This is a genomic window from Pseudomonas sp. efr-133-TYG-23 (assembly GCF_030209215.1).
Classification (GTDB): Bacteria; Pseudomonadota; Gammaproteobacteria; order Pseudomonadales; family Pseudomonadaceae; genus Aquipseudomonas; species Aquipseudomonas rhodesiae.
Genome location: NZ_JARVSL010000005.1, coordinates 129,764 through 147,506, shown reverse-complemented (window position 1 = coordinate 147,506; position 17,743 = coordinate 129,764). Strand labels below are relative to the sequence as shown.

Genomic DNA, 17,743 nt, shown 5'->3' with positions numbered 1-17,743 from the left:
CTAACGCCGCAGGATGCTTCCATGTCGACGAACCATCGCACCTCTCAGCTGTTTGCCACGCTCCTGATCGCATTGTTGCTCGCCGCCGGCGGGTTCGGTTACTGGAAATCCACTCAAGACCGCCTGCCCGAAGGCCTGAGCATGGGCAATGGTCGCCTGGAATCCACCGAAGTGCAGATCGCCGCCAAAATTCCCGGTCGCCTGGCCGAAGTGCGGGTGGACGAAGGCGACAAGGTGCTCAAGGGCCAATTGCTGGCGCGCATGGACACCCGCACGCTGGAGGCCCAGCGCGCCCAGGCCGAAGCCGAAGTGTTGCGCGCCAAAGAAAATCTCGCCGCCGCCGAAGCCAATGTGCAATTGCGCCAGAGCGAACAGTTGCTGGCCAACCAGGAACTCAAGCGCACCCAAGAGCTGTACAAGCGCGGCTTCGCCAGCAGCCAACTGATCGATCAGCAACAGGCGCGGCACAACACCGGCAATGCGGCCGTAGTCGCCGCACAGGCCCAGGTCAATTCGGCCAAGGCCGCCATCGGCGCCGCCCAGGCGCAGGTGGCCCAACTCAGCAGCGAAATCGATGACAGCAGCCTGCGCGCCCCCATCGACGGCATCATTCAACTGCGCCTGGCCGAGCCCGGTGAAGTGCTGGGTGCCGGTGGCCGCGTGTTGCTGCTGATCGATCCCGAAGATCAATACATGAACCTGTATTTGCCCGCGTCGGTGACCGGTCGCCTGACGGTGGGCAGCGACGCCCGCATCCTGCTCGATGCCCTGCCCCAGCAAGCGCTGCCGGCGAAAATCACCTTTGTCGCGGCCAAGTCCCAGTTCACCCCCAAAGAAGTGGAAACCCGCGATGAGCGGCAAAAACTGGTGTTCCGCGTCAAGCTGCGCCTGACCCAACCCAGCGCCGTGCCCCAAGCCAAACCCGGCATGCCGGGCGCAGGTTACGTGCGCACGGCCGACATAGACTGGCCGGCCAACCTGCAATGACCGGCCTGGCGCTGCACGCCACGGGGATCAACCACCGCTATGGCCAGCAACAGGCGCTGGTCGATATAGCCTTCAGCCTGCCCGCCGGTACGCGTTGCGGGCTGATTGGCCCGGACGGCGCGGGCAAGTCCAGCCTGCTGGGCTTGATCGCCGGGGTTAAAAAGCTGCAGGACGGCCAGCTCGACGTACTCGGCGGCGCCATCACCGACCGCCGCCACCGCAACAGCTTGTACCCGCGCATCGCCTTCATGCCCCAGGGACTGGGCGGCAACCTGTACCCCGAGCTGTCCATCCGCGAAAACATTCGCTTCTTCGCCACTCTGTTCGGGTTGTCGAAGGCCGAGTGTGACCAGCGCATGCACAGCCTGCTGCTGGCCACCGACCTTGAACGCTTCGCCGAGCGCCCTGCCGGCAAGCTGTCCGGCGGGATGAAACAAAAGCTCGGCCTGTGCTGCGCGTTGATCCATGAACCAGACCTGCTGATCCTCGACGAGCCCACCACTGGTGTCGACCCGCTGTCGCGCCGACGTTTCTGGGAACTGGTCGAAACGGTGCGCGGCGAACGCCCGCAACTGACGCTGCTGGTCGCCACCGCCTACATGGAAGAAGCCGAGCAGTTCGAACACTGCCTGATGCTTGATCGCGGCATGCTGATCGCCAATGGCTTGAGCCGTGAACTGGCCGCCGCCACTCCCAGCGGAAAATTGGATGAAGCATTCACCCACTTTCAGGGCGACGGCGCTCACGACAAACCGCCGCTGGTGATTCCACCGAGGGAAAGCACCAGCGCCGACATCGCCATCGAGGCCCACGACTTGACCCTGCGCTTTGGCGACTTCACTGCGGTCAACAAGGTCAGCTTCGCGATTGGCCGAGGGGAAATCTTCGGTTTCCTCGGTTCCAACGGCTGCGGCAAGACCACCACCATGAAGGTCCTCACTGGGCTGATGCCCGCCACTGAAGGCAGCGCGAAACTGTTGGGCAAGACGGTGGACGCCAAAGACCTGGCCACCCGCAAGCGCGTGGGGTTCATGTCCCAGAGTTTTTCCCTGTATGGCGAGCTCAGCGTGCGCCAGAACCTGGCGCTGCACGCCCAACTGTTCGACTTGCCCAAGGCCGACAGCGGCCCGCGCATCGACGAACTGATCCAACGCTTCGAGTTGGGCGACGTGGCCGGGCAACCGTCGGGGGAGTTACCCCTGGGCCTGCGTCAGCGCCTGTCCCTGGCGGTCGCGGTGCTGCATCGCCCGGAAGTGCTGATCCTCGATGAGCCGACCTCCGGCGTCGACCCGGCCGCCCGGGATGATTTCTGGCGGTTGCTGATCGAGCTGTCCCGCGAGCAAGGGGTGACGATATTTCTGTCCACCCACTTCATGAACGAGGCCCAGCGCTGCGACCGCATCTCACTGATGCACGCAGGTAAAGTGCTGGCCTGCGACACGCCGCACGCGCTGCAACAACAATTCAAGGGCGAGACCCTGGAAGCCGCGTTCGTCACCTGCCTGGAGCAGGCTCAAGGCGAAGCCGAACCCGCCGCGCCGAGCCAAACCGCCAGCGAAGCCAGCGCACCGCCGCAGAGCAAGCGCGGCTTCAGCCTGGCGCGCCTGTTGGCGGTGGCCAGCCGTGAAGGCAAAGAGCTGTTGCGCGACAAAGTGCGCATGGCCTTCGCGCTGCTCGGGGCGATGTTCATGATGGTGATCTTTGGCTACGGCATTTCCCTGGATGTGGAAAACCTGGCGTTCGCCGTTTATGACCAGGACCAGACCCCGCAAAGTCGCGCCTACTTGGAAGCGTTTCGCAGCTCGCGCTATTTCGCCGAACGACCGCCCATTCAAGATGCGAACGAACTGCACCGGCGCCTGCAACGCTCGGAAATCAAACTGGCATTGGAAATCCCACCGGGCTTTGGCCGCGACCTGTACGCCGGGCGCCAACCCACGGTGGCCGCATGGCTCGACGGCGGCATGCCGTTCCGCGCGGAAACCAGCCGTAACTATGTCGAAGCCGTACACCTGGGCAACCTCCAGCAATTGGCCGAGCTGAGCAGCCTGCCGCGCGGCAGCCAGGGCGCCGCCAAACTCGAAACCCGCTTTCGCTACAACCAAGACGTGGTCAGCGTGAACGCCATCGGCCCTGGGGTGATGGCACTGATCCTGGCGTTTATCCCGGCCATGCTTACCGCGTTGGGCATCGTGCGGGAAAAAGAGCTGGGCTCGATCACTAATTTTTACGCAACACCCCTGACGCGCCTGGAGTTTCTGCTGGGCAAACAGGCGCCATACCTGGTGGTGAGTCTGGTCAACCTGGCCGTGCTGGTGGCCATGAACCGCTGGCTGTTTGGCGTGCCGTTCAAGGGCAGCGGCCTGACGCTGGCGTTCGGTGGGCTGCTGTATGTGCTGGCCACCACCAGCATGGGCCTGCTGATTTCTGCATTCACACGCACCCAGATCGCGGCGATCCTCGGCACGATGATCATCACCAGCCTGCCGACCATCCAGTTCTCCGGGCTGATCGTGCCTCGCTCATCCCTGGAAGGCGCCGCGGCGCTGATGGGCATGCTGTTTCCGGCCGGGCACTTTTTGGATATCGCGGTGGGCACCTTTACCAAGGCTCTGGATCTGCGCCAGCTGTGGCCGCAATGCCTGGCGCTGTTCGGGTTCTTTGTCGGGTTCACCGGGTTGAGCCTGGTCATGCTCAAGAAGCAGGAGGTCTGATGCATAAGTTCGCGCACATCCTGCGCTTGGGCCTGAAAGAACTCACCAGCCTGCGCCACGACAGCGTACTGCTGCTGTTTCTGTTCTACGCGTTCACCGTGGCCATCTATATGCCCGCCGCCGGCTCAGTGATCGGTGTGCATAACGCCAGCGTGGCGCTGGTGGATGAAGACCACAGCGCCCTGTCCCGACAACTGGGCGAAGCGCTGCAACCGCCGGAGTTCCAGACGCCAGCGCCGTTGCCTTACAACCTGTTGGACAAGGCCATGGACAGCGGCGAGTACACGTTCGTGATCAATGTGCCGGCCAATTTCCAAGCCGACTTGCTGGCCGGGCGCCAACCCAGCGTGCAGGTCAACGTGGATGCAACGGCCATGAGCCAGGCATTCATGGGTGCCGGTTACATTGGCAGGATTTTCCAGCGCGAATTGTTGAGCTACAGCGGCCAGGCCGATGCCGCCGCACAGACACCGGCGCTGCTGACCACCCGCTCGCTGTTCAACACCAACCTGGAAGGCGGCTGGTTTTTGGCGGTGATCCAGATCGTCAACAACATCACCATCCTGGCCATCGTGCTGACCGGCACCGCCCTGCTGCGCGAACGCGAACACGGCACGCTCGACCATTTGCTGGTGCTGCCCCTGACGGCGCTGGAAATCATGCTGGCAAAAATCTGGAGCAACATGCTGGTAGTGGTGCTGTGCACGTGGGTGTCATTGGAAGTGGTGGTCAAAGGCTTGCTGGGTGTGCCGCTGGCCGGCTCATTGGGGTTGTTTCTGTTTGTGACGGCGTTGTACCTGTTCGCCAGTACGGCGCTGGGGATTTTCCTCGCCACCCTCGCCCGCTCGACCCCGCAATTCGGGCTGCTGGCGATTCCGGTGATCATCCCGATGCTGTTGCTATCAGGCGGCAGCACGCCTTTGGACAGCATGCCGGAGTGGCTGCAATGGGTGATGCAGGGCTCGCCGTCGACGCATTTTGTGAGTTTGAGCGCGGCGATTCTATTCCGCGATGCGGGGGTAAGCGTGGTATGGCCGGATTTGCTGGCGCTGGCGGGAATCGGCCTGCTGTTTTTCGCCGTGGCGCTGGCGCGGTTCAGGAAGAGCCTGGCGTCCTGAGACCGCGCACCTGGCGCGCTTACTGGATGATCAAGTTGTTGAACAACAGGTCTTCGACCATGGGCTTGCCGGTCTCGTCGTTCATCACTTGCTGGGTTTGCTTCAGGGCTTCCTGGCGCAGTTTTTCCTTGCCCTCCACGGTGCTCATCGCCTCGTTGGTCTGCTGGGTGAACAACGCCACCAGTTGATTGCGGATCAACGCGTCGTTGGCTTTAACGGCGGCGGCGGCTTCGGTGCCGGTCACGCGCAGGGCGATGTCGGCCTTGAACACCTTGAGTTTCGCCGTGCCATCCAGGCCGTAATTACCCACGAACGGCGGGCTCAAGCTGATATAGCTGACTTTCGGCGCCTCGCCCTCTTTGCCTTCCTTGGCTTCTTCGGCCTGTACCGCCATCGGCAGGATCAGGGCCAGCATCAACAGAATCCGCGCTTTCACAATTCATTCCTCACATTCGGTGCCCGGTAGCATAACGCTAGCAAGGCTGAGCACAAGCTTATGGCGACTTATCAGGCCGGGGCATGCTTGTTGACCCTGGGGCCTGCCCTCCTACACTTATCGGCCACGACGCCAAAAGGAATAGTCCGATGAAAGCTGTGCTGTGCAAAGCCTTCGGCCCCGCCGAAACCCTGGTGCTGGAAGATGTCGCCAGCCCGGCGATCAAGAAAAACGAAATCCTGCTGGACGTGCATGCCGCCGGGGTCAACTTCCCGGACACGCTGATTATCGAGGGCAAATACCAGTTCAAACCGCCCTTTCCGTTCTCGCCGGGTGGTGAAGCCGCAGGGGTGGTCAGCGAAGTGGGGGAGAAAGTCAGTCACTTGAAGGTCGGCGATCGGGTCATGGCCTTGACCGGCTGGGGCAGCTTTGCCGAACAGGTCGCAGTGCCCGGCTATAACGTGCTGCCGATCCCTGCCAGCATGGATTTCAACACCGCCGCCGCGTTCAGCATGACCTACGGCACCTCAATGCACGCGCTCAAACAACGGGCCCACCTGCAACCCGGCGAAACCCTGCTGGTGCTCGGTGCCTCCGGTGGCGTGGGCCTGGCCGCGGTGGAAATCGGCAAAGCCATGGGCGCCCGGGTGATTGCTGCCGCCAGCAGCGCCGACAAGCTCGCAATCGCCAAGGCTGCGGGCGCCGACGAATTGATCAATTACAGCGAAGCCAGCCTGAAGGATGAGATCAAGCGCCTCACCGACGGCAATGGCGCGGATGTGATCTACGACCCAGTGGGCGGCGACCTGTTTGACCAGGCTATTCGCGCGATTGCCTGGAACGGCCGCCTGCTGGTGGTGGGGTTTGCCAGCGGGCGCATTCCCGAGCTGCCGGTGAACCTGGCGCTGCTTAAAGGCGCGGCGGTGGTCGGCGTGTTCTGGGGCTCCTTCGCTCAGCGCCAGCCGCAGGATAACGCGGCGAATTTCCAGCAATTGTTTGGCTGGTATGCCGAGGGCAAGCTCAAGCCGCTGGTGTCGCAGGTGTATCCGCTGGAACAGGCGGCCCAGGCTATCAACGATCTTGGGCAGCGCAAGGCTGTCGGGAAGGTCGTCGTCCAGACCCGCTGATCGCCATCTGAATGTGAGTAATGTGGGAGGGGCAATCCCCCCACATTCCTAGAAAAGCCTAAAACGACATAAACCTGCCTATTTGCGGCATGTTCATAAAAGAACATGCAGTTACGCCGTTTTCCTGTGTTTGACCTCAAGAGGCGATGCTATTTTCGGTAACGAAACTGTAACATTCGCATCCGCAGTCAAAACAAGAAATCTGGAGCTCTTGAATGTTTGCTTTCTTTCGTCCTGCCGCGCACCAGGCGCCCCTGCCTGAAGAAAAAATCGACAGTACCTACCGACGTCTACGCTGGCAGATCTTCGCTGGCATTTTCTTCGGTTATGCCGGGTACTACCTGCTGCGCAAAAACTTCTCCCTGGCCATGCCTTACCTGATCGAAGACGGTTACAGCCGCGGCGAACTGGGCTTGGCGATGTCGGCTATCGCGATTGCCTACGGCCTGTCCAAGTTTCTGATGGGCCTGGTGTCCGACCGTTCCAACCCGCGCTACTTTTTGCCCTTTGGCCTGTTGGTCTCGGCGGGCGTGATGTTCATTTTCGGTTTCGCGCCTTGGGCGACGTCCAGCGTGACCATGATGTTCATATTGCTGTTCATCAACGGCTGGGCCCAGGGCATGGGTTGGCCGCCGAGCGGGCGCACCATGGTGCATTGGTGGTCACAGAAAGAACGCGGCGGCGTGGTGTCGGTGTGGAACGTGGCGCACAACGTCGGCGGCGGCCTGATCGGCCCGCTGTTCTTGCTGGGCATGGCCTGGTTCAACGATTGGCACGCGGCATTCTACGTGCCTGCCACGGTGGCCTTGGCAGTGGCGGCGTTTGCGTTCATCACGATGCGTGACACCCCACAATCGGTTGGCCTGCCGCCTATCGAGCAATACAAGAACGACTATCCCGAAGGCTACAACGCCAGCCACGAAGACGAATTCAGCGCCAAGGAAATCTTCGTCAAATATGTGCTGCGCAACAAAATGCTCTGGTACATCGCCTTCGCCAACGTATTCGTCTACCTGCTGCGCTATGGCGTACTGGACTGGGCACCGACTTATCTCAAGGAAGCCAAACACTTCACGGTGGATAAATCCTCGTGGGCTTACTTCTTCTATGAGTGGGCGGGTATCCCGGGCACGCTGCTGTGCGGCTGGATGTCGGACAAAATCTTCCGTGGCAACCGTGGCCTGACCGGCATTGTGTTCATGGGCCTGGTGACCGTGGCGACGCTGGTGTACTGGCTCAACCCGCCGGGCAATCCGACGGTGGACATGATTGCGCTGGTCTCGATCGGCTTCCTGATCTATGGCCCGGTAATGCTGATCGGCCTGCAGGCGCTGGAGCTGGCACCGAAGAAAGCCGCCGGCACCGCCGCGGGTTTCACGGGTCTGTTCGGTTACCTGGGCGGCTCGGTGGCGGCAAGTGCGGCCATGGGCTACACCGTTGACCATTTCGGCTGGGACGGCGGCTTCGTGCTGCTGATCGGCGCGTGCCTGCTGGCCATCGCATTCCTGATACCGACCCTGTGGCACACCAACAGTGTCAGCTCGGCCCGTTAAGCGCCTGAGCATCCTTTTGCACACCGCTTGAGCCGCGCCTCCAGGTTTTTATCTGGCATGGCGTGGCTGCGCAGGGCGTTGACGGTCTGCTCGACATAATCGCGGGTCGTACCGTAACGCCCACTCGCGCTTTGCAGCACATGGTTGAGCACGATATCAGGCAAGTTGCCGGCGTAGCTGGGCAAATGCCGCTCCAACACAAACCCCAGCGCTTGCACCTGCGTGCCATCCTCCAACCGACAACTGAGCCAGTGCGGCCGGTACGAGGGATAGGGCATCTCGCGCTGCCACAAGGCATACAGCGAGGCTTCCAGTTGATCTTCCGGCAAGCGATAAGCAAACCCGCTGCATGACCCACCGCGATCCAAACCGAATACCAACCCTGGCAATTCCGGCGTACCACGGTGCTCGTGGGACCACAAATACAGGCCACGGTGATATCCGTGGACCCGGGCCCGTACCCGCTCGGTCGACGAGCATTCCGGCCGCCAAATCAATGAACCATACGCAAATAGCCAGACCGGCCCACCCTTATGCCGGGCCATGGTGGCCTGCATGGAGCTCATCAACTGTTCGTGGGTAAGTTGCGGTCCCAGATCGAGCCGCGGAGGGTAAGCCAACTGCAGAAGATCGGTTTCAATGGCGGTCATGGCGAAAAGCGGTGCGCCTCCTGTGTAACCAGCTGTAAGCGACTTTAGCGCAATAAAACGCGCCGCAGGAACCGTTTAGGCCAAAAGTATGGGGTGTGCTGAACCTGCGGCCTTGGGGATATAGCTTAGGGATATCCACCGGGGACAATAAATACCGGAAGTGAATAAGCAGAGATATAAGGCCAACGGCCATTCGTCAGGATTGAAACCCATAATCCCGCTACTTTCAGCCCCGGTTCAGCCTGGGGCACGTTCCTGCCGTCAAAATGATGTGCCGATCACGACCCACTAGCCGCCGCCCCCACCGACTACCGAGGTCGCCCCATGAAAAAATTTCGACTGCCAGGACTGTTGTTTCTGGCCCAGGCCACCACCGCACTGGCCGCCGAAGCGCCGCCTGGCGAAGACGACAAAGGTTTCTGGTATGCGCAGACCAGCGTCTACACCCGGCATTTCTCCCCCGACCCAGACCACAATAACCATCAGGACCTGATCGGCCTTGAACGCAATGAAGCCTCAGGCTGGGTGTATGGCGGGGCGACCTTCCGCAACTCGTTCAGCCAGCGTTCGTACTACGTCTATGGGGGCAAACGCTATGACATGGCGGATTACCCGGTGTACGTAAAACTGACCGGCGGCGCGCTTCAGGGCTATCGCGGCAAGTACCGCGACAAGATCCCACTGAACGGCCTCGGCGTGGCGCCGGTGATCATTCCATCGGTGGGCACCCATTACGGGCCGGTGGCGGCGGAGCTGGTGCTGTTGGGCTTCAACGCGGCGATGCTCACCGCGGGCGTGCGCTTCTAGGGTCGGGGGGCGTAGGCAAATACGTCAGCGCGCATCTGATGCGCGTCCATGCCGGCTTCGACCAGCGCATCCAACGTGCCATAGATCATCGCCGGTGAACCGCTGGCATAGACATGCACGGCCTTCAGGTCGCGGATGTCTTCGCACACCGCTTCATGCAATAGCCCACAGCGCCCTTCCCAACCGCACAGGTCGCTGACGACCTTGTGCAGAAACAGGTTGGGCAGTTGCTGCCATTGCGTCCAATGCTCGATTTCGTAGAAGTCTTCCGGGCGGCGCACGCCCCAGTACAGGTGTACCGGGTGCTTGAAACCGGAAGCGCGGCAATGCTCGATCAGGCTGTGCATCTGCGCCATACCGGTGCCTGCGGCGATCAGCACCAGCGGGCCGTCGGGCAGCTCGGCCAGGTGAGTGTCGCCAAACGGCAGTTCCACACGCGCTATCTGATCACGCTGCAGTTGGGCCAGCAGGTTGCGTGCGCTGTCTTCACGGGCAAGTACATGCAGTTCCAGCTCACGCCCAGAATGGGGTGCCGAGGCCAGGGAAAACGCCGACTTCTCCCCGTTATCCCGTTCGATCATCAGGTATTGCCCGGCGTGGTAACGCACCGCCTTGCCGGCAGGCGCGCGCAGGCGCACTCGCCACACATCGCCACCCACGTCGACGCACTCGCTCAATTGGCACGCCAACTTGCGCAGCGGCAGCTCGCCGGGGGCCAGCACGCCGTCCCACAACACAACGCAGTCTTCCAGTGGCTCGGCGATGCAGGTGAAGAATTCACCGTGGTCACGCACTTCACCGGCTTGCTGCACGCGGCCTTCCACCAGCAGCGCGGCGCACACATGGCATACACCGTTGCGGCAGGCCTGGGGGCATTCATAACCCAGGCGACGGGCGCCTTCGAGAATCCGCTCGCCAGGGACCAGTTCCAGTACAGCACCGGAAGGTTGCAGGGTTACACGCATCAATCTATTCCCAATTCTTTCCAGATCGCATCGACACGCGCGGTCACGGCTGCATCCTTGACGATCACCCGGCCCCATTCGCGGGTGGTTTCACCCGGCCATTTATGGGTGGCATCCAGGCCCATCTTCGAGCCCAGGCCCGACACCGGCGACGCAAAGTCGAGGTAGTCGATTGGCGTGTTATCGATCATCACCGTATCGCGCTTGGGGTCCATGCGCGTGGTGATGGCCCAGATCACGTCGTTCCAGTCACGGGCGTTGATGTCGTCGTCGGTGACAATAACGAACTTGGTGTACATGAACTGTCGCAAAAACGACCACACACCCAGCATGACCCGCTTGGCATGGCCTGGGTACGACTTCTTCATAGTGACCACGGCCATGCGGTACGAGCAGCCTTCCGGCGGCAGGTAGAAATCGGTGATTTCCGGAAATTGCTTCTGCAGAATCGGCACGAACACTTCGTTGAGGGCCACGCCGAGGATGGCCGGCTCATCCGGCGGACGGCCGGTGTAGGTGCTGTGGTAGATCGGCTTGATCCGATGAGTGATGCGTTCGACCGTGAACACCGGGAAGCTGTCGACTTCGTTGTAATAACCGGTGTGGTCGCCATAGGGGCCTTCATCGGCCATCTCGCCGGGATGAATCACACCTTCCAGGATGATTTCCGCGGTGGCCGGCACTTGCAGGTCGTTGCCACGGCACTTGACCAGTTCGGTGCGGTTGCCACGCAACAGTCCCGCGAAGGCGTATTCGGAAAGGCTATCCGGCACCGGCGTTACGGCACCGAGGATGGTGGCCGGGTCGGCGCCCAAGGCCACGGAGACCGGGAACGGCTGGCCGGGGTGTTTTTCACACCACTCACGGAAGTCCAGAGCGCCGCCACGGTGGCTCAGCCAACGCATGATCACTTTGTTACGGCCGATCACTTGCTGGCGATAGATGCCCAGGTTCTGGCGATCCTTGTTCGGGCCCTTGGTGACGGTCAGGCCCCAGGTGATCAACGGGCCGACGTCGCCGGGCCAGCAGGTCTGCACCGGGAGCATGCCCAGGTCGACGTCATCGCCTTCGATGACCACTTCCTGGCACACGGCGTCCTTGACCACTTTGGGCGCCATGGCAATGATCTTGCGGAAAATCGGCAACTTGGACCAGGCATCCTTCAAGCCTTTGGGCGGCTCGGGCTCCTTGAGGAACGCCAGCAGCTTGCCGATTTCACGCAACTCGCTGACCGACTCGGCACCCATGCCGAACGCGACGCGCTCGGGCGTGCCGAACAGGTTGCCCAACACCGGGATATCGAAGCCGGTCGGCTTTTCGAACAGCAGCGCCGGGCCCTTGTTACGCAGGGTGCGGTCGCAAATCTCAGTCATTTCCAGCACCGGGGAAATCGGCATCTGGATACGTTTCAACTCTCCGCGCTGCTCAAGTTGCTGCACGAAATCCCGAAGATCCTTGAATTTCATTAACCATGCCACCCGTAAAATAGGCGTACATCCTACCTGCTCTTACGAGCGCTGGCAGCTTATTGAACGACATTGCGGCTTACATCCGACTCAATCGACGCGTTGCGCAAGGTGCGGAAGAAGGGCTCGAGAAAACCTTGTACGAACAGGGTGCCAGAGATCGAGAGATGGTTGTCATCGGTATACAACGACTTGCCAGCCAGTTCGACCCGACACCATCCATTTGTATCGCAGAGCTTCGGCGCAGGGTCGAGCAACTGAACGCCTGAGTCGGCCGCCGCCATGCGCTCAAATAGATTGCTGATATAGGCCTGTCGCTGCATGTGCTCGGCCAGAGGCAGACCTTCTCGGTCGGTCGGGCGCCCCAACATCGCCAGGCGGCTGAGCCGGTATGGCACGTTGAAATCCTGCAACGGCACCTCTTTGACCAACCATACGCGGTGCCCCTGAGCACGCAGCTGCTGCACCAGCGCGCCAAGCCCTTCGGTGAAGAGCTGCTCAGCGGTGGCACGGTCATATTTCCCCGTTGCCGGATCATGAATAGAAGCGCCCGTATCACCATTGCGCTGACCATACACGTAGAGACTCCAGCGAGCCGCCAGTACCACATCGCTGAACGGTTCGTCCTTTATCAACTGCGTTACACGATCGTTGAACGCTCTGCAGCCAGGCGTATTTTCTTTGCGATAAAACGGCAGACAACCGGCGTAACCAGCCTGGGTAATGTTGAGGTGATACTGGTTCGCGCTGTCTTTCAACGCAGGAATCAAGGCCGATGCGTGACTGTCACCCCAGACCAACGCCTTGGGCGCCGCGGCCTGAGGACCGAAATGGCAGAACGCTCGGTGCTTGTTTTTTTTGTCATCCGACAAGCAATTCATGAGTGCCGGGCTCCAAGTGTGGGTTTGCGCGAACTGCAAGGCCTCGGGCGACAATCGCCACGCAACCCCGCTCGACCACACCAAGCCTTTGCCCATCATGCCCAGGCCCAGCAGCACGATGACACCCGTTACCAGAATCGAGCGGTTCCCGGCCAAGAGTCGGCGCTCACGAAACGGCCCCTCCACAAATCGCCAGGATAAATACCCTAGAACCAGGCTGAGTACGAACAGTGCTGCGAGCGCCCAAGTCGACAGCCCATAAATACTGGCGTACTTGCCAAAAACCAGTACCGGCCAGTGCCACAGGTACCAGGAATAGGAAATCAAGCCTATGCCCACCAGCACGCGGCTACCCAGCAAACGTGCGACCAGTGTGGGGTGTTGGCCATTAGCCCAAATCAGCCCGACCACGCCCAATACTGGCAGTAAGGCTGCAGCGCCAGGGAAGGCCGTGTCCGCGTCGTAACCCAATATAGCCACAAGGATCAGGCCCAGGCCGAGCAAACTGACTGTTTGCGCCAACGCTGGGCTCATTTGTTTGGCCCGTACCGGCATAACCGCCAGCATGGAGCCTGCCAGCAGCTCCCAGGCACGCATGGGTAGCAGGAAAAAAGCCTTTTCCGGGTGATGAAACACCGCCCAGGCGCTCGCTCCAAACGACACAAGCATCAGTACGCACAATACGCTGCGCCATTGCTTGATCCGACTCGATACAAATACCAGCACGAGCGGAAAGGCCAGGTAGAACTGCTCTTCGACAGATAAGGACCAGGTATGCAGCATTGGCTTCATATCGGAGGCGGTCTCGAAGTAACCGTCCTGACGCATGAAGAACAGGTTGGAGATAAAGATCACCTGGTTGTGTATCGAGCGCCCCAACTCGGAGTAATCCTTTGGCGCCATCAGAAACCAACCAACCACCAACGATATGGACATCATGACAATCAGCGCTGGCAGGATACGCCGGGCTCGCCTTGCCCAAAAATCGAGAAAGCTGAAACGTCCTGCTTCACGCTCGCGCCAGATGATCGACGTGATCAGAAATCCTGAAATCACGAAGAACACATCAACGCCGACAAATCCCCCGGAAACTCCTGGAACCCCATAGTGGAACAGAACGACAGCCAGGACAGCGATGGCACGCAGGCCGTCGATGTCTCTGCGGTAAGCAAGAGTGGTCATAAGAAATGTGGTCAGTCTCTGACGAAAGGGATAAGCGTAGTCGCGCGTACAATTTTTGTTACTTAACGGACAGTTATGCCATGAGAAATGCTGCATCAGGACGCAAAAAAAATGGCGCCCTATTCGGGCGCCATTTTTTTAAGCTGAAGCGTCGTATTACTTGCGCTTCATCGACAAGAAGAACTCATCGTTGGTCTTGGTGGTTTTCAGTTTATCCACCAGGAACTCGATGGCTGCCACTTCGTCCATCGGGTGCAGAAGCTTGCGCAGGATCCACATACGCTGCAGCTCGTCGTCGGCGGTCAGCAACTCTTCGCGGCGGGTGCCGGAACGGTTGATGTTGATGGCCGGGAAGACGCGTTTTTCCGCGATACGACGGTCCAGGGGCAGTTCCATGTTGCCGGTACCCTTGAACTCTTCGTAGATCACTTCGTCCATCTTCGAGCCGGTCTCAACCAGCGCGGTGGCGATAATGGTCAGCGAGCCGCCTTCTTCGATGTTCCGCGCGGCGCCGAAGAAACGCTTGGGTTTCTCCAGGGCGTGAGCATCGACACCACCGGTCAATACCTTGCCGGAGCTAGGGATGACGGTGTTGTAGGCACGGGCCAGACGGGTGATGGAGTCGAGCAGGATCACCACGTCTTTCTTGTGTTCGACCAGGCGCTTGGCCTTCTCGATCACCATCTCGGCAACCTGCACGTGGCGGGTTGGCGGCTCATCGAACGTGGAGGCAACCACTTCACCGCGCACGGTGCGCTGCATCTCGGTCACTTCTTCCGGACGCTCATCGATCAGCAATACGATCAGATGAACTTCAGGATTGTTACGTGCGATGTTCGCTGCAATGTTCTGCAGCATGATGGTCTTACCGGCTTTCGGCGGCGCAACGATCAAGCCACGCTGGCCCTTGCCGATCGGTGCGCAAAGGTCGATCACGCGGCCGGTCAAGTCTTCGGTGGAACCGTTACCGGCCTCCATCTTCATGCGCACGGTCGGGAACAGCGGCGTCAGGTTCTCGAAGAGAATCTTGTTTTTCGCGTTCTCAGGACGATCGAAGTTGATCGTGTCGACCTTGAGCAGGGCGAAATACCGCTCGCCTTCCTTCGGAGGACGGATCTTGCCCACGATGGTGTCACCGGTGCGCAAGTTGAAGCGGCGGATCTGGCTCGGCGAGACATAAATATCGTCTGGGCCGGCGAGGTAGGAAGCGTCTGCAGAGCGGAGGAAGCCGAAGCCGTCCTGGAGAATCTCCAGCACGCCATCACCGGAGATTTCCTCGCCGCTTTTCGCGTGCTTTTTCAGCAGGGAGAAAATCACGTCCTGCTTGCGCGAACGGGCCATATTTTCTATGCCCATTTCTTCGGCCAATTGGAGCAGGTCGGTAATCGGCTTTTGCTTGAGTTCAGTCAGATTCATATAGGAATGACGTAATCATTTATGGAGGGGGAAATTAAGCTTTTGGCTTAATGAGGCCGCGCCGCGGAGAAGGCGACAGGATCGCGTACTAATCGAAAAGGAGTGCGTCGGCGACGGCTTGCAGGGGGCAGTGGAGAAACCAGTGCGGGGCCGAATGTAACACCTGAATTTCGGAGCGTCTAGCCCTGTTTTACGAAAAAGCCCCGCTATTTGCGGGGCTTTTTTGACGACGCTTAGATGTTCGCGTCGATGAATGCAGCCAACTGCGACTTCGACAATGCGCCTACTTTGGTCGCTTCAACGTTGCCGTTCTTGAACAGCATCAGCGTAGGAATACCACGTACGCCGTGTTTGGCAGGCGTTTCCTGGTTGTCGTCGATGTTGAGTTTGGCAACGGTCAGTTTGCCTTCGTAGGTGGTTGCAATGTCGTCCAGAACCGGAGCGATCATTTTGCAAGGGCCGCACCACTCAGCCCAGTAGTCAACCAGCACCGGGCCTTGAGCCTTGAGTACTTCGGCCTCAAAGGTCGCGTCCGTGACGTGCTTGATAAGATCGTTGCTCATGGATGTCTCCGGATTGTAAGCAAAAAAAACGTTGCCCATCATAGCCGCCCTTCCCCCGTTCAGGAAGCCGCCTCTGATTGAGTCTCGCTATGGCGATCAATGAGTTTGGATATTGCCTTATTCAGGGGGTGGCAGGGGTCAGGAACGCGATGCCGGTACGTAACGCCGCGTTGCGTACGTGCTGCTGCATGGTTTTCTGCGCTGCTGCACTGTTGCGTTGAGCCAGGGCGCGGAGGATTTTGCGATGCTCTTGCCAGGTTTCCATGGCCCGCTCCGGCCGGATGAACGGTAGTTTCTGACTCTCCAGAAACACCTCGGCGCTGGCACTGAGGATGCTGACCATCGCTCGGTTACCGCTGGCGAGGAGAATGCGCTGGTGAAATTCAAAGTCCAGCCGCGCAGCCGCTTCGAAATCACCGGCCTTGAGCACCTGACGCATTGCCTCGACGTTGTCTTCCAGGCTGTCTAACGCCTCGATGGTCAGCGTGACCGCCGCCAACCCCGCGGCAAAGCCCTCCAGGGCATAGCGCAACTGAAAAATCTCCAACGGCGTGGCCTGCGCCGCGAAAGGCCAGGCAAAACCCGCCGGCGGCTCCTGCGCGGTTTGCACGAACACACCTTTACCCGGTTGCACACTGACCACACCCAGAGCGCTCAGGGACGACAACGCTTCGCGCAATGACGCCCGACTCACGCCCAGTTGCACGGCCAACTCACGCTGAGACGGCAGGGCATCGCCTGGGCCGAAACCCTGCTCCTTGATCAGTTTGCGGATGGCCTGCAACGCCGCCTCCGGTACCGCTTGGGCGATGGAATTCATAAAAAACTCAAGGTTTCAGTCAACTGAGCGGCTAGTTGTAAAGCTATTCGTAGTCGCCGGCAAGCCACGCCCTAAAGGCGCTCGCGAGGTTTTAGCGGCGCTCGAAAAGGGTGCAAAAAACTTGCTTACTGTTCAGACCAGTAAGACCAATACACGCCAGTAAAACCCAGCCTCGCAGCGCAATCGGCTACGACTGGCATGGGCTGTGCACTGACCACTGACAGAACATTCCTTCGCCTTTCTCGGAGAGTTGCCATGACCAAGCGCTACAGCGCCCTGCTGACAGCCCTGTTTGCCAGTCTGATGCTGAGCCACGCACCCGCCCAGGCCAACGGGCTGGACGATATCGTGGCCCGTGGCACCTTAAAGGTTGCCGTGCCGCAGGATTTCCCGCCGTTCGGCTCGGTCGGCCCGGACATGAAGCCCCGTGGCCTGGACATCGACACCGCCAAGCTGCTGGCCGACCAGCTCAAGGTCAAGCTGGAGCTGACCCCGGTCAACAGCACCAACCGTATCCCCTTCCTCACCACCGGCAAAGTCGATCTGGTGATATCCAGCCTGGGTAAAAATCCCGAGCGCGAGAAGGTCATCGACTTTTCCAAGGCCTACGCGCCCTTTTACCTCGCCGTGTTCGGCCCGCCCGAGGCCGCCATCGCCAGCACCGACGACCTCAAGGGCAAAACCATCAGCGTGACCCGTGGCGCCATCGAAGACATCGAGCTGACCGCCGTGGCGCCCAAAGAAGCCACGATCAAACGCTTCGAAGACAACAACTCGACGATCGCCGCCTACCTGGCCGGCCAAGTCGACCTGATCGCCAGCGGCAACGTAGTGATGGTGGCGATCAGCGAGCGCAACCCCAAACGCGTACCGGCACTGAAAGTGAAGCTCAAGGATTCGCCGGTGTACGTGGGCGTGAATAAAAACGAGCCGGCGCTGCTGGAGAAGGTCAATCAGATCCTGGTCGCGGCCAAGGCTGACGGCAGCCTGGAAAAGAACGCGATGCAATGGCTGAAAGAGCCGCTGCCCGCCGATCTGTGAAGCCACGGAGCTGACTG

General features: G+C 60.2%; 15 protein-coding genes. 7 read left to right on the top strand and 8 right to left on the bottom strand.

The genetic code is table 11. The annotated features are described in order from the left end of the window. The first annotated feature begins 21 nt into the window (after positions 1-21). Genes QRN41_RS03240 through QRN41_RS03230 form a run of 3 tightly spaced genes read left to right on the top strand, consistent with a single transcriptional unit; the run spans position 22 to position 4,819 of the window. Positions 22-987, top strand: a complete 966-nt coding sequence (locus QRN41_RS03240; RefSeq protein WP_034101388.1) for an HlyD family secretion protein — start codon at positions 22-24, stop codon at positions 985-987. Continuing rightward, positions 984-3,701 carry a ribosome-associated ATPase/putative transporter RbbA gene (gene rbbA / locus QRN41_RS03235; protein ID WP_285421146.1) on the top strand — a complete coding sequence of 906 codons (2,718 nt, stop codon included), beginning with the start codon at positions 984-986 and terminating at the stop codon, positions 3,699-3,701. The genes QRN41_RS03240 and rbbA overlap by 4 nt, the downstream gene beginning before the upstream one ends. Beyond that, positions 3,701-4,819, top strand: a complete 1,119-nt coding sequence (locus QRN41_RS03230; protein WP_034101390.1) for an ABC transporter permease — start codon at positions 3,701-3,703, stop codon at positions 4,817-4,819. Before rbbA ends, QRN41_RS03230 begins: the two co-directional genes overlap by 1 nt. Before the next feature lie 19 nt (positions 4,820-4,838). On the opposite strand, the gene QRN41_RS03225 is transcribed toward QRN41_RS03230, so the two are convergent. Beyond that, positions 4,839-5,255: a flagellar basal body-associated FliL family protein gene (locus QRN41_RS03225; RefSeq protein WP_034101391.1), complete on the bottom strand. Its 417-nt coding sequence runs from the start codon at positions 5,253-5,255 to the stop codon at positions 4,839-4,841. Positions 5,256-5,404: 149 nt separating this feature from the next. On the opposite strand from QRN41_RS03225, the gene QRN41_RS03220 reads away from it, so the two are divergent. Both QRN41_RS03220 and glpT read left to right on the top strand, forming a co-directional pair. After that, positions 5,405-6,382: an NADPH:quinone oxidoreductase family protein gene (locus tag QRN41_RS03220; RefSeq protein ID WP_034139743.1), complete on the top strand. Its 978-nt coding sequence runs from the start codon at positions 5,405-5,407 to the stop codon at positions 6,380-6,382. Between the two features lie 215 nt (positions 6,383-6,597). Continuing rightward, on the top strand, positions 6,598-7,935 hold the full coding sequence (gene glpT / locus QRN41_RS03215) for a glycerol-3-phosphate transporter (protein WP_034139744.1): 1,338 nt from the start codon (positions 6,598-6,600) through the stop codon (positions 7,933-7,935). On the opposite strand, the gene QRN41_RS03210 is transcribed toward glpT, so the two are convergent. Then, positions 7,932-8,585, bottom strand: a complete 654-nt coding sequence (locus QRN41_RS03210) for a gamma-glutamylcyclotransferase (protein ID WP_034101394.1) — start codon at positions 8,583-8,585, stop codon at positions 7,932-7,934. The genes glpT and QRN41_RS03210 overlap by 4 nt on opposite strands. Before the next feature lie 324 nt (positions 8,586-8,909). On the opposite strand from QRN41_RS03210, the gene QRN41_RS03205 reads away from it, so the two are divergent. After that, complete coding sequence (locus tag QRN41_RS03205) at positions 8,910-9,392, top strand: sn-glycerol-3-phosphate transporter (RefSeq protein WP_167417003.1); 483 nt, start codon at positions 8,910-8,912, stop codon at positions 9,390-9,392. On the opposite strand, the gene QRN41_RS03200 is transcribed toward QRN41_RS03205, so the two are convergent. The 6 genes from QRN41_RS03200 to QRN41_RS03175 all read right to left on the bottom strand — a co-directional run bounded on the left by QRN41_RS03200 (position 9,389) and on the right by QRN41_RS03175 (position 16,685). Next, entirely contained in the window at positions 9,389-10,357 is a 969-nt protein-coding gene (locus QRN41_RS03200) for a CDP-6-deoxy-delta-3,4-glucoseen reductase (protein ID WP_034101396.1), read from the bottom strand. The genes QRN41_RS03205 and QRN41_RS03200 overlap by 4 nt on opposite strands. Next, positions 10,357-11,823 carry a 4-hydroxy-3-polyprenylbenzoate decarboxylase gene (gene ubiD / locus QRN41_RS03195; RefSeq protein ID WP_034101397.1) on the bottom strand — a complete coding sequence of 489 codons (1,467 nt, stop codon included), beginning with the start codon at positions 11,821-11,823 and terminating at the stop codon, positions 10,357-10,359. The genes QRN41_RS03200 and ubiD overlap by 1 nt, the downstream gene beginning before the upstream one ends. 59 nt (positions 11,824-11,882) lie before the next feature. Next, positions 11,883-13,886, bottom strand: a complete 2,004-nt coding sequence (locus tag QRN41_RS03190) for an acyltransferase family protein (protein WP_285421145.1) — start codon at positions 13,884-13,886, stop codon at positions 11,883-11,885. Between the two features lie 156 nt (positions 13,887-14,042). After that, positions 14,043-15,302, bottom strand: a complete 1,260-nt coding sequence (gene rho / locus QRN41_RS03185) for a transcription termination factor Rho (protein WP_016973082.1) — start codon at positions 15,300-15,302, stop codon at positions 14,043-14,045. A 233-nt stretch (positions 15,303-15,535) separates the two neighbouring features. Then, positions 15,536-15,865 carry a thioredoxin TrxA gene (trxA, locus tag QRN41_RS03180; protein WP_034101399.1) on the bottom strand — a complete coding sequence of 110 codons (330 nt, stop codon included), beginning with the start codon at positions 15,863-15,865 and terminating at the stop codon, positions 15,536-15,538. A gap of 121 nt (positions 15,866-15,986) precedes the next feature. Beyond that, positions 15,987-16,685 (bottom strand): FadR/GntR family transcriptional regulator, encoded by a 699-nt coding sequence (locus QRN41_RS03175; RefSeq protein WP_034101400.1) that lies wholly within the window; start codon positions 16,683-16,685, stop codon positions 15,987-15,989. Between the two features lie 255 nt (positions 16,686-16,940). Between QRN41_RS03175 and QRN41_RS03170 the strand changes: the two genes are divergently transcribed. Beyond that, entirely contained in the window at positions 16,941-17,726 is a 786-nt protein-coding gene (locus QRN41_RS03170) for a transporter substrate-binding domain-containing protein (RefSeq protein ID WP_034139749.1), read from the top strand. The last annotated feature ends 17 nt before the right edge of the window (positions 17,727-17,743 follow it).

What these genes read in the sequence shown, in the direction of transcription:
- QRN41_RS03240 (WP_034101388.1), top strand. Translation starts at nt 22, where the DNA reads ATGTCGACGAACCATCGCACCTCTCAGCTGTTTGCCACGCTCCTGATC.
- rbbA (WP_285421146.1), top strand. Translation starts at nt 984, where the DNA reads ATGACCGGCCTGGCGCTGCACGCCACGGGGATCAACCACCGCTATGGC.
- QRN41_RS03230 (WP_034101390.1), top strand. Translation starts at nt 3,701, where the DNA reads ATGCATAAGTTCGCGCACATCCTGCGCTTGGGCCTGAAAGAACTCACC.
- QRN41_RS03220 (WP_034139743.1), top strand. Translation starts at nt 5,405, where the DNA reads ATGAAAGCTGTGCTGTGCAAAGCCTTCGGCCCCGCCGAAACCCTGGTG.
- glpT (WP_034139744.1), top strand. Translation starts at nt 6,598, where the DNA reads ATGTTTGCTTTCTTTCGTCCTGCCGCGCACCAGGCGCCCCTGCCTGAA.
- QRN41_RS03210 (WP_034101394.1), bottom strand. Translation starts at nt 8,585, where the DNA reads ATGACCGCCATTGAAACCGATCTTCTGCAGTTGGCTTACCCTCCGCGG.
- QRN41_RS03205 (WP_167417003.1), top strand. Translation starts at nt 8,910, where the DNA reads ATGAAAAAATTTCGACTGCCAGGACTGTTGTTTCTGGCCCAGGCCACC.
- QRN41_RS03200 (WP_034101396.1), bottom strand. Translation starts at nt 10,357, where the DNA reads ATGCGTGTAACCCTGCAACCTTCCGGTGCTGTACTGGAACTGGTCCCT.
- ubiD (WP_034101397.1), bottom strand. Translation starts at nt 11,823, where the DNA reads ATGAAATTCAAGGATCTTCGGGATTTCGTGCAGCAACTTGAGCAGCGC.
- QRN41_RS03190 (WP_285421145.1), bottom strand. Translation starts at nt 13,886, where the DNA reads ATGACCACTCTTGCTTACCGCAGAGACATCGACGGCCTGCGTGCCATC.
- rho (WP_016973082.1), bottom strand. Translation starts at nt 15,302, where the DNA reads ATGAATCTGACTGAACTCAAGCAAAAGCCGATTACCGACCTGCTCCAA.
- trxA (WP_034101399.1), bottom strand. Translation starts at nt 15,865, where the DNA reads ATGAGCAACGATCTTATCAAGCACGTCACGGACGCGACCTTTGAGGCC.
- QRN41_RS03175 (WP_034101400.1), bottom strand. Translation starts at nt 16,685, where the DNA reads ATGAATTCCATCGCCCAAGCGGTACCGGAGGCGGCGTTGCAGGCCATC.
- QRN41_RS03170 (WP_034139749.1), top strand. Translation starts at nt 16,941, where the DNA reads ATGACCAAGCGCTACAGCGCCCTGCTGACAGCCCTGTTTGCCAGTCTG.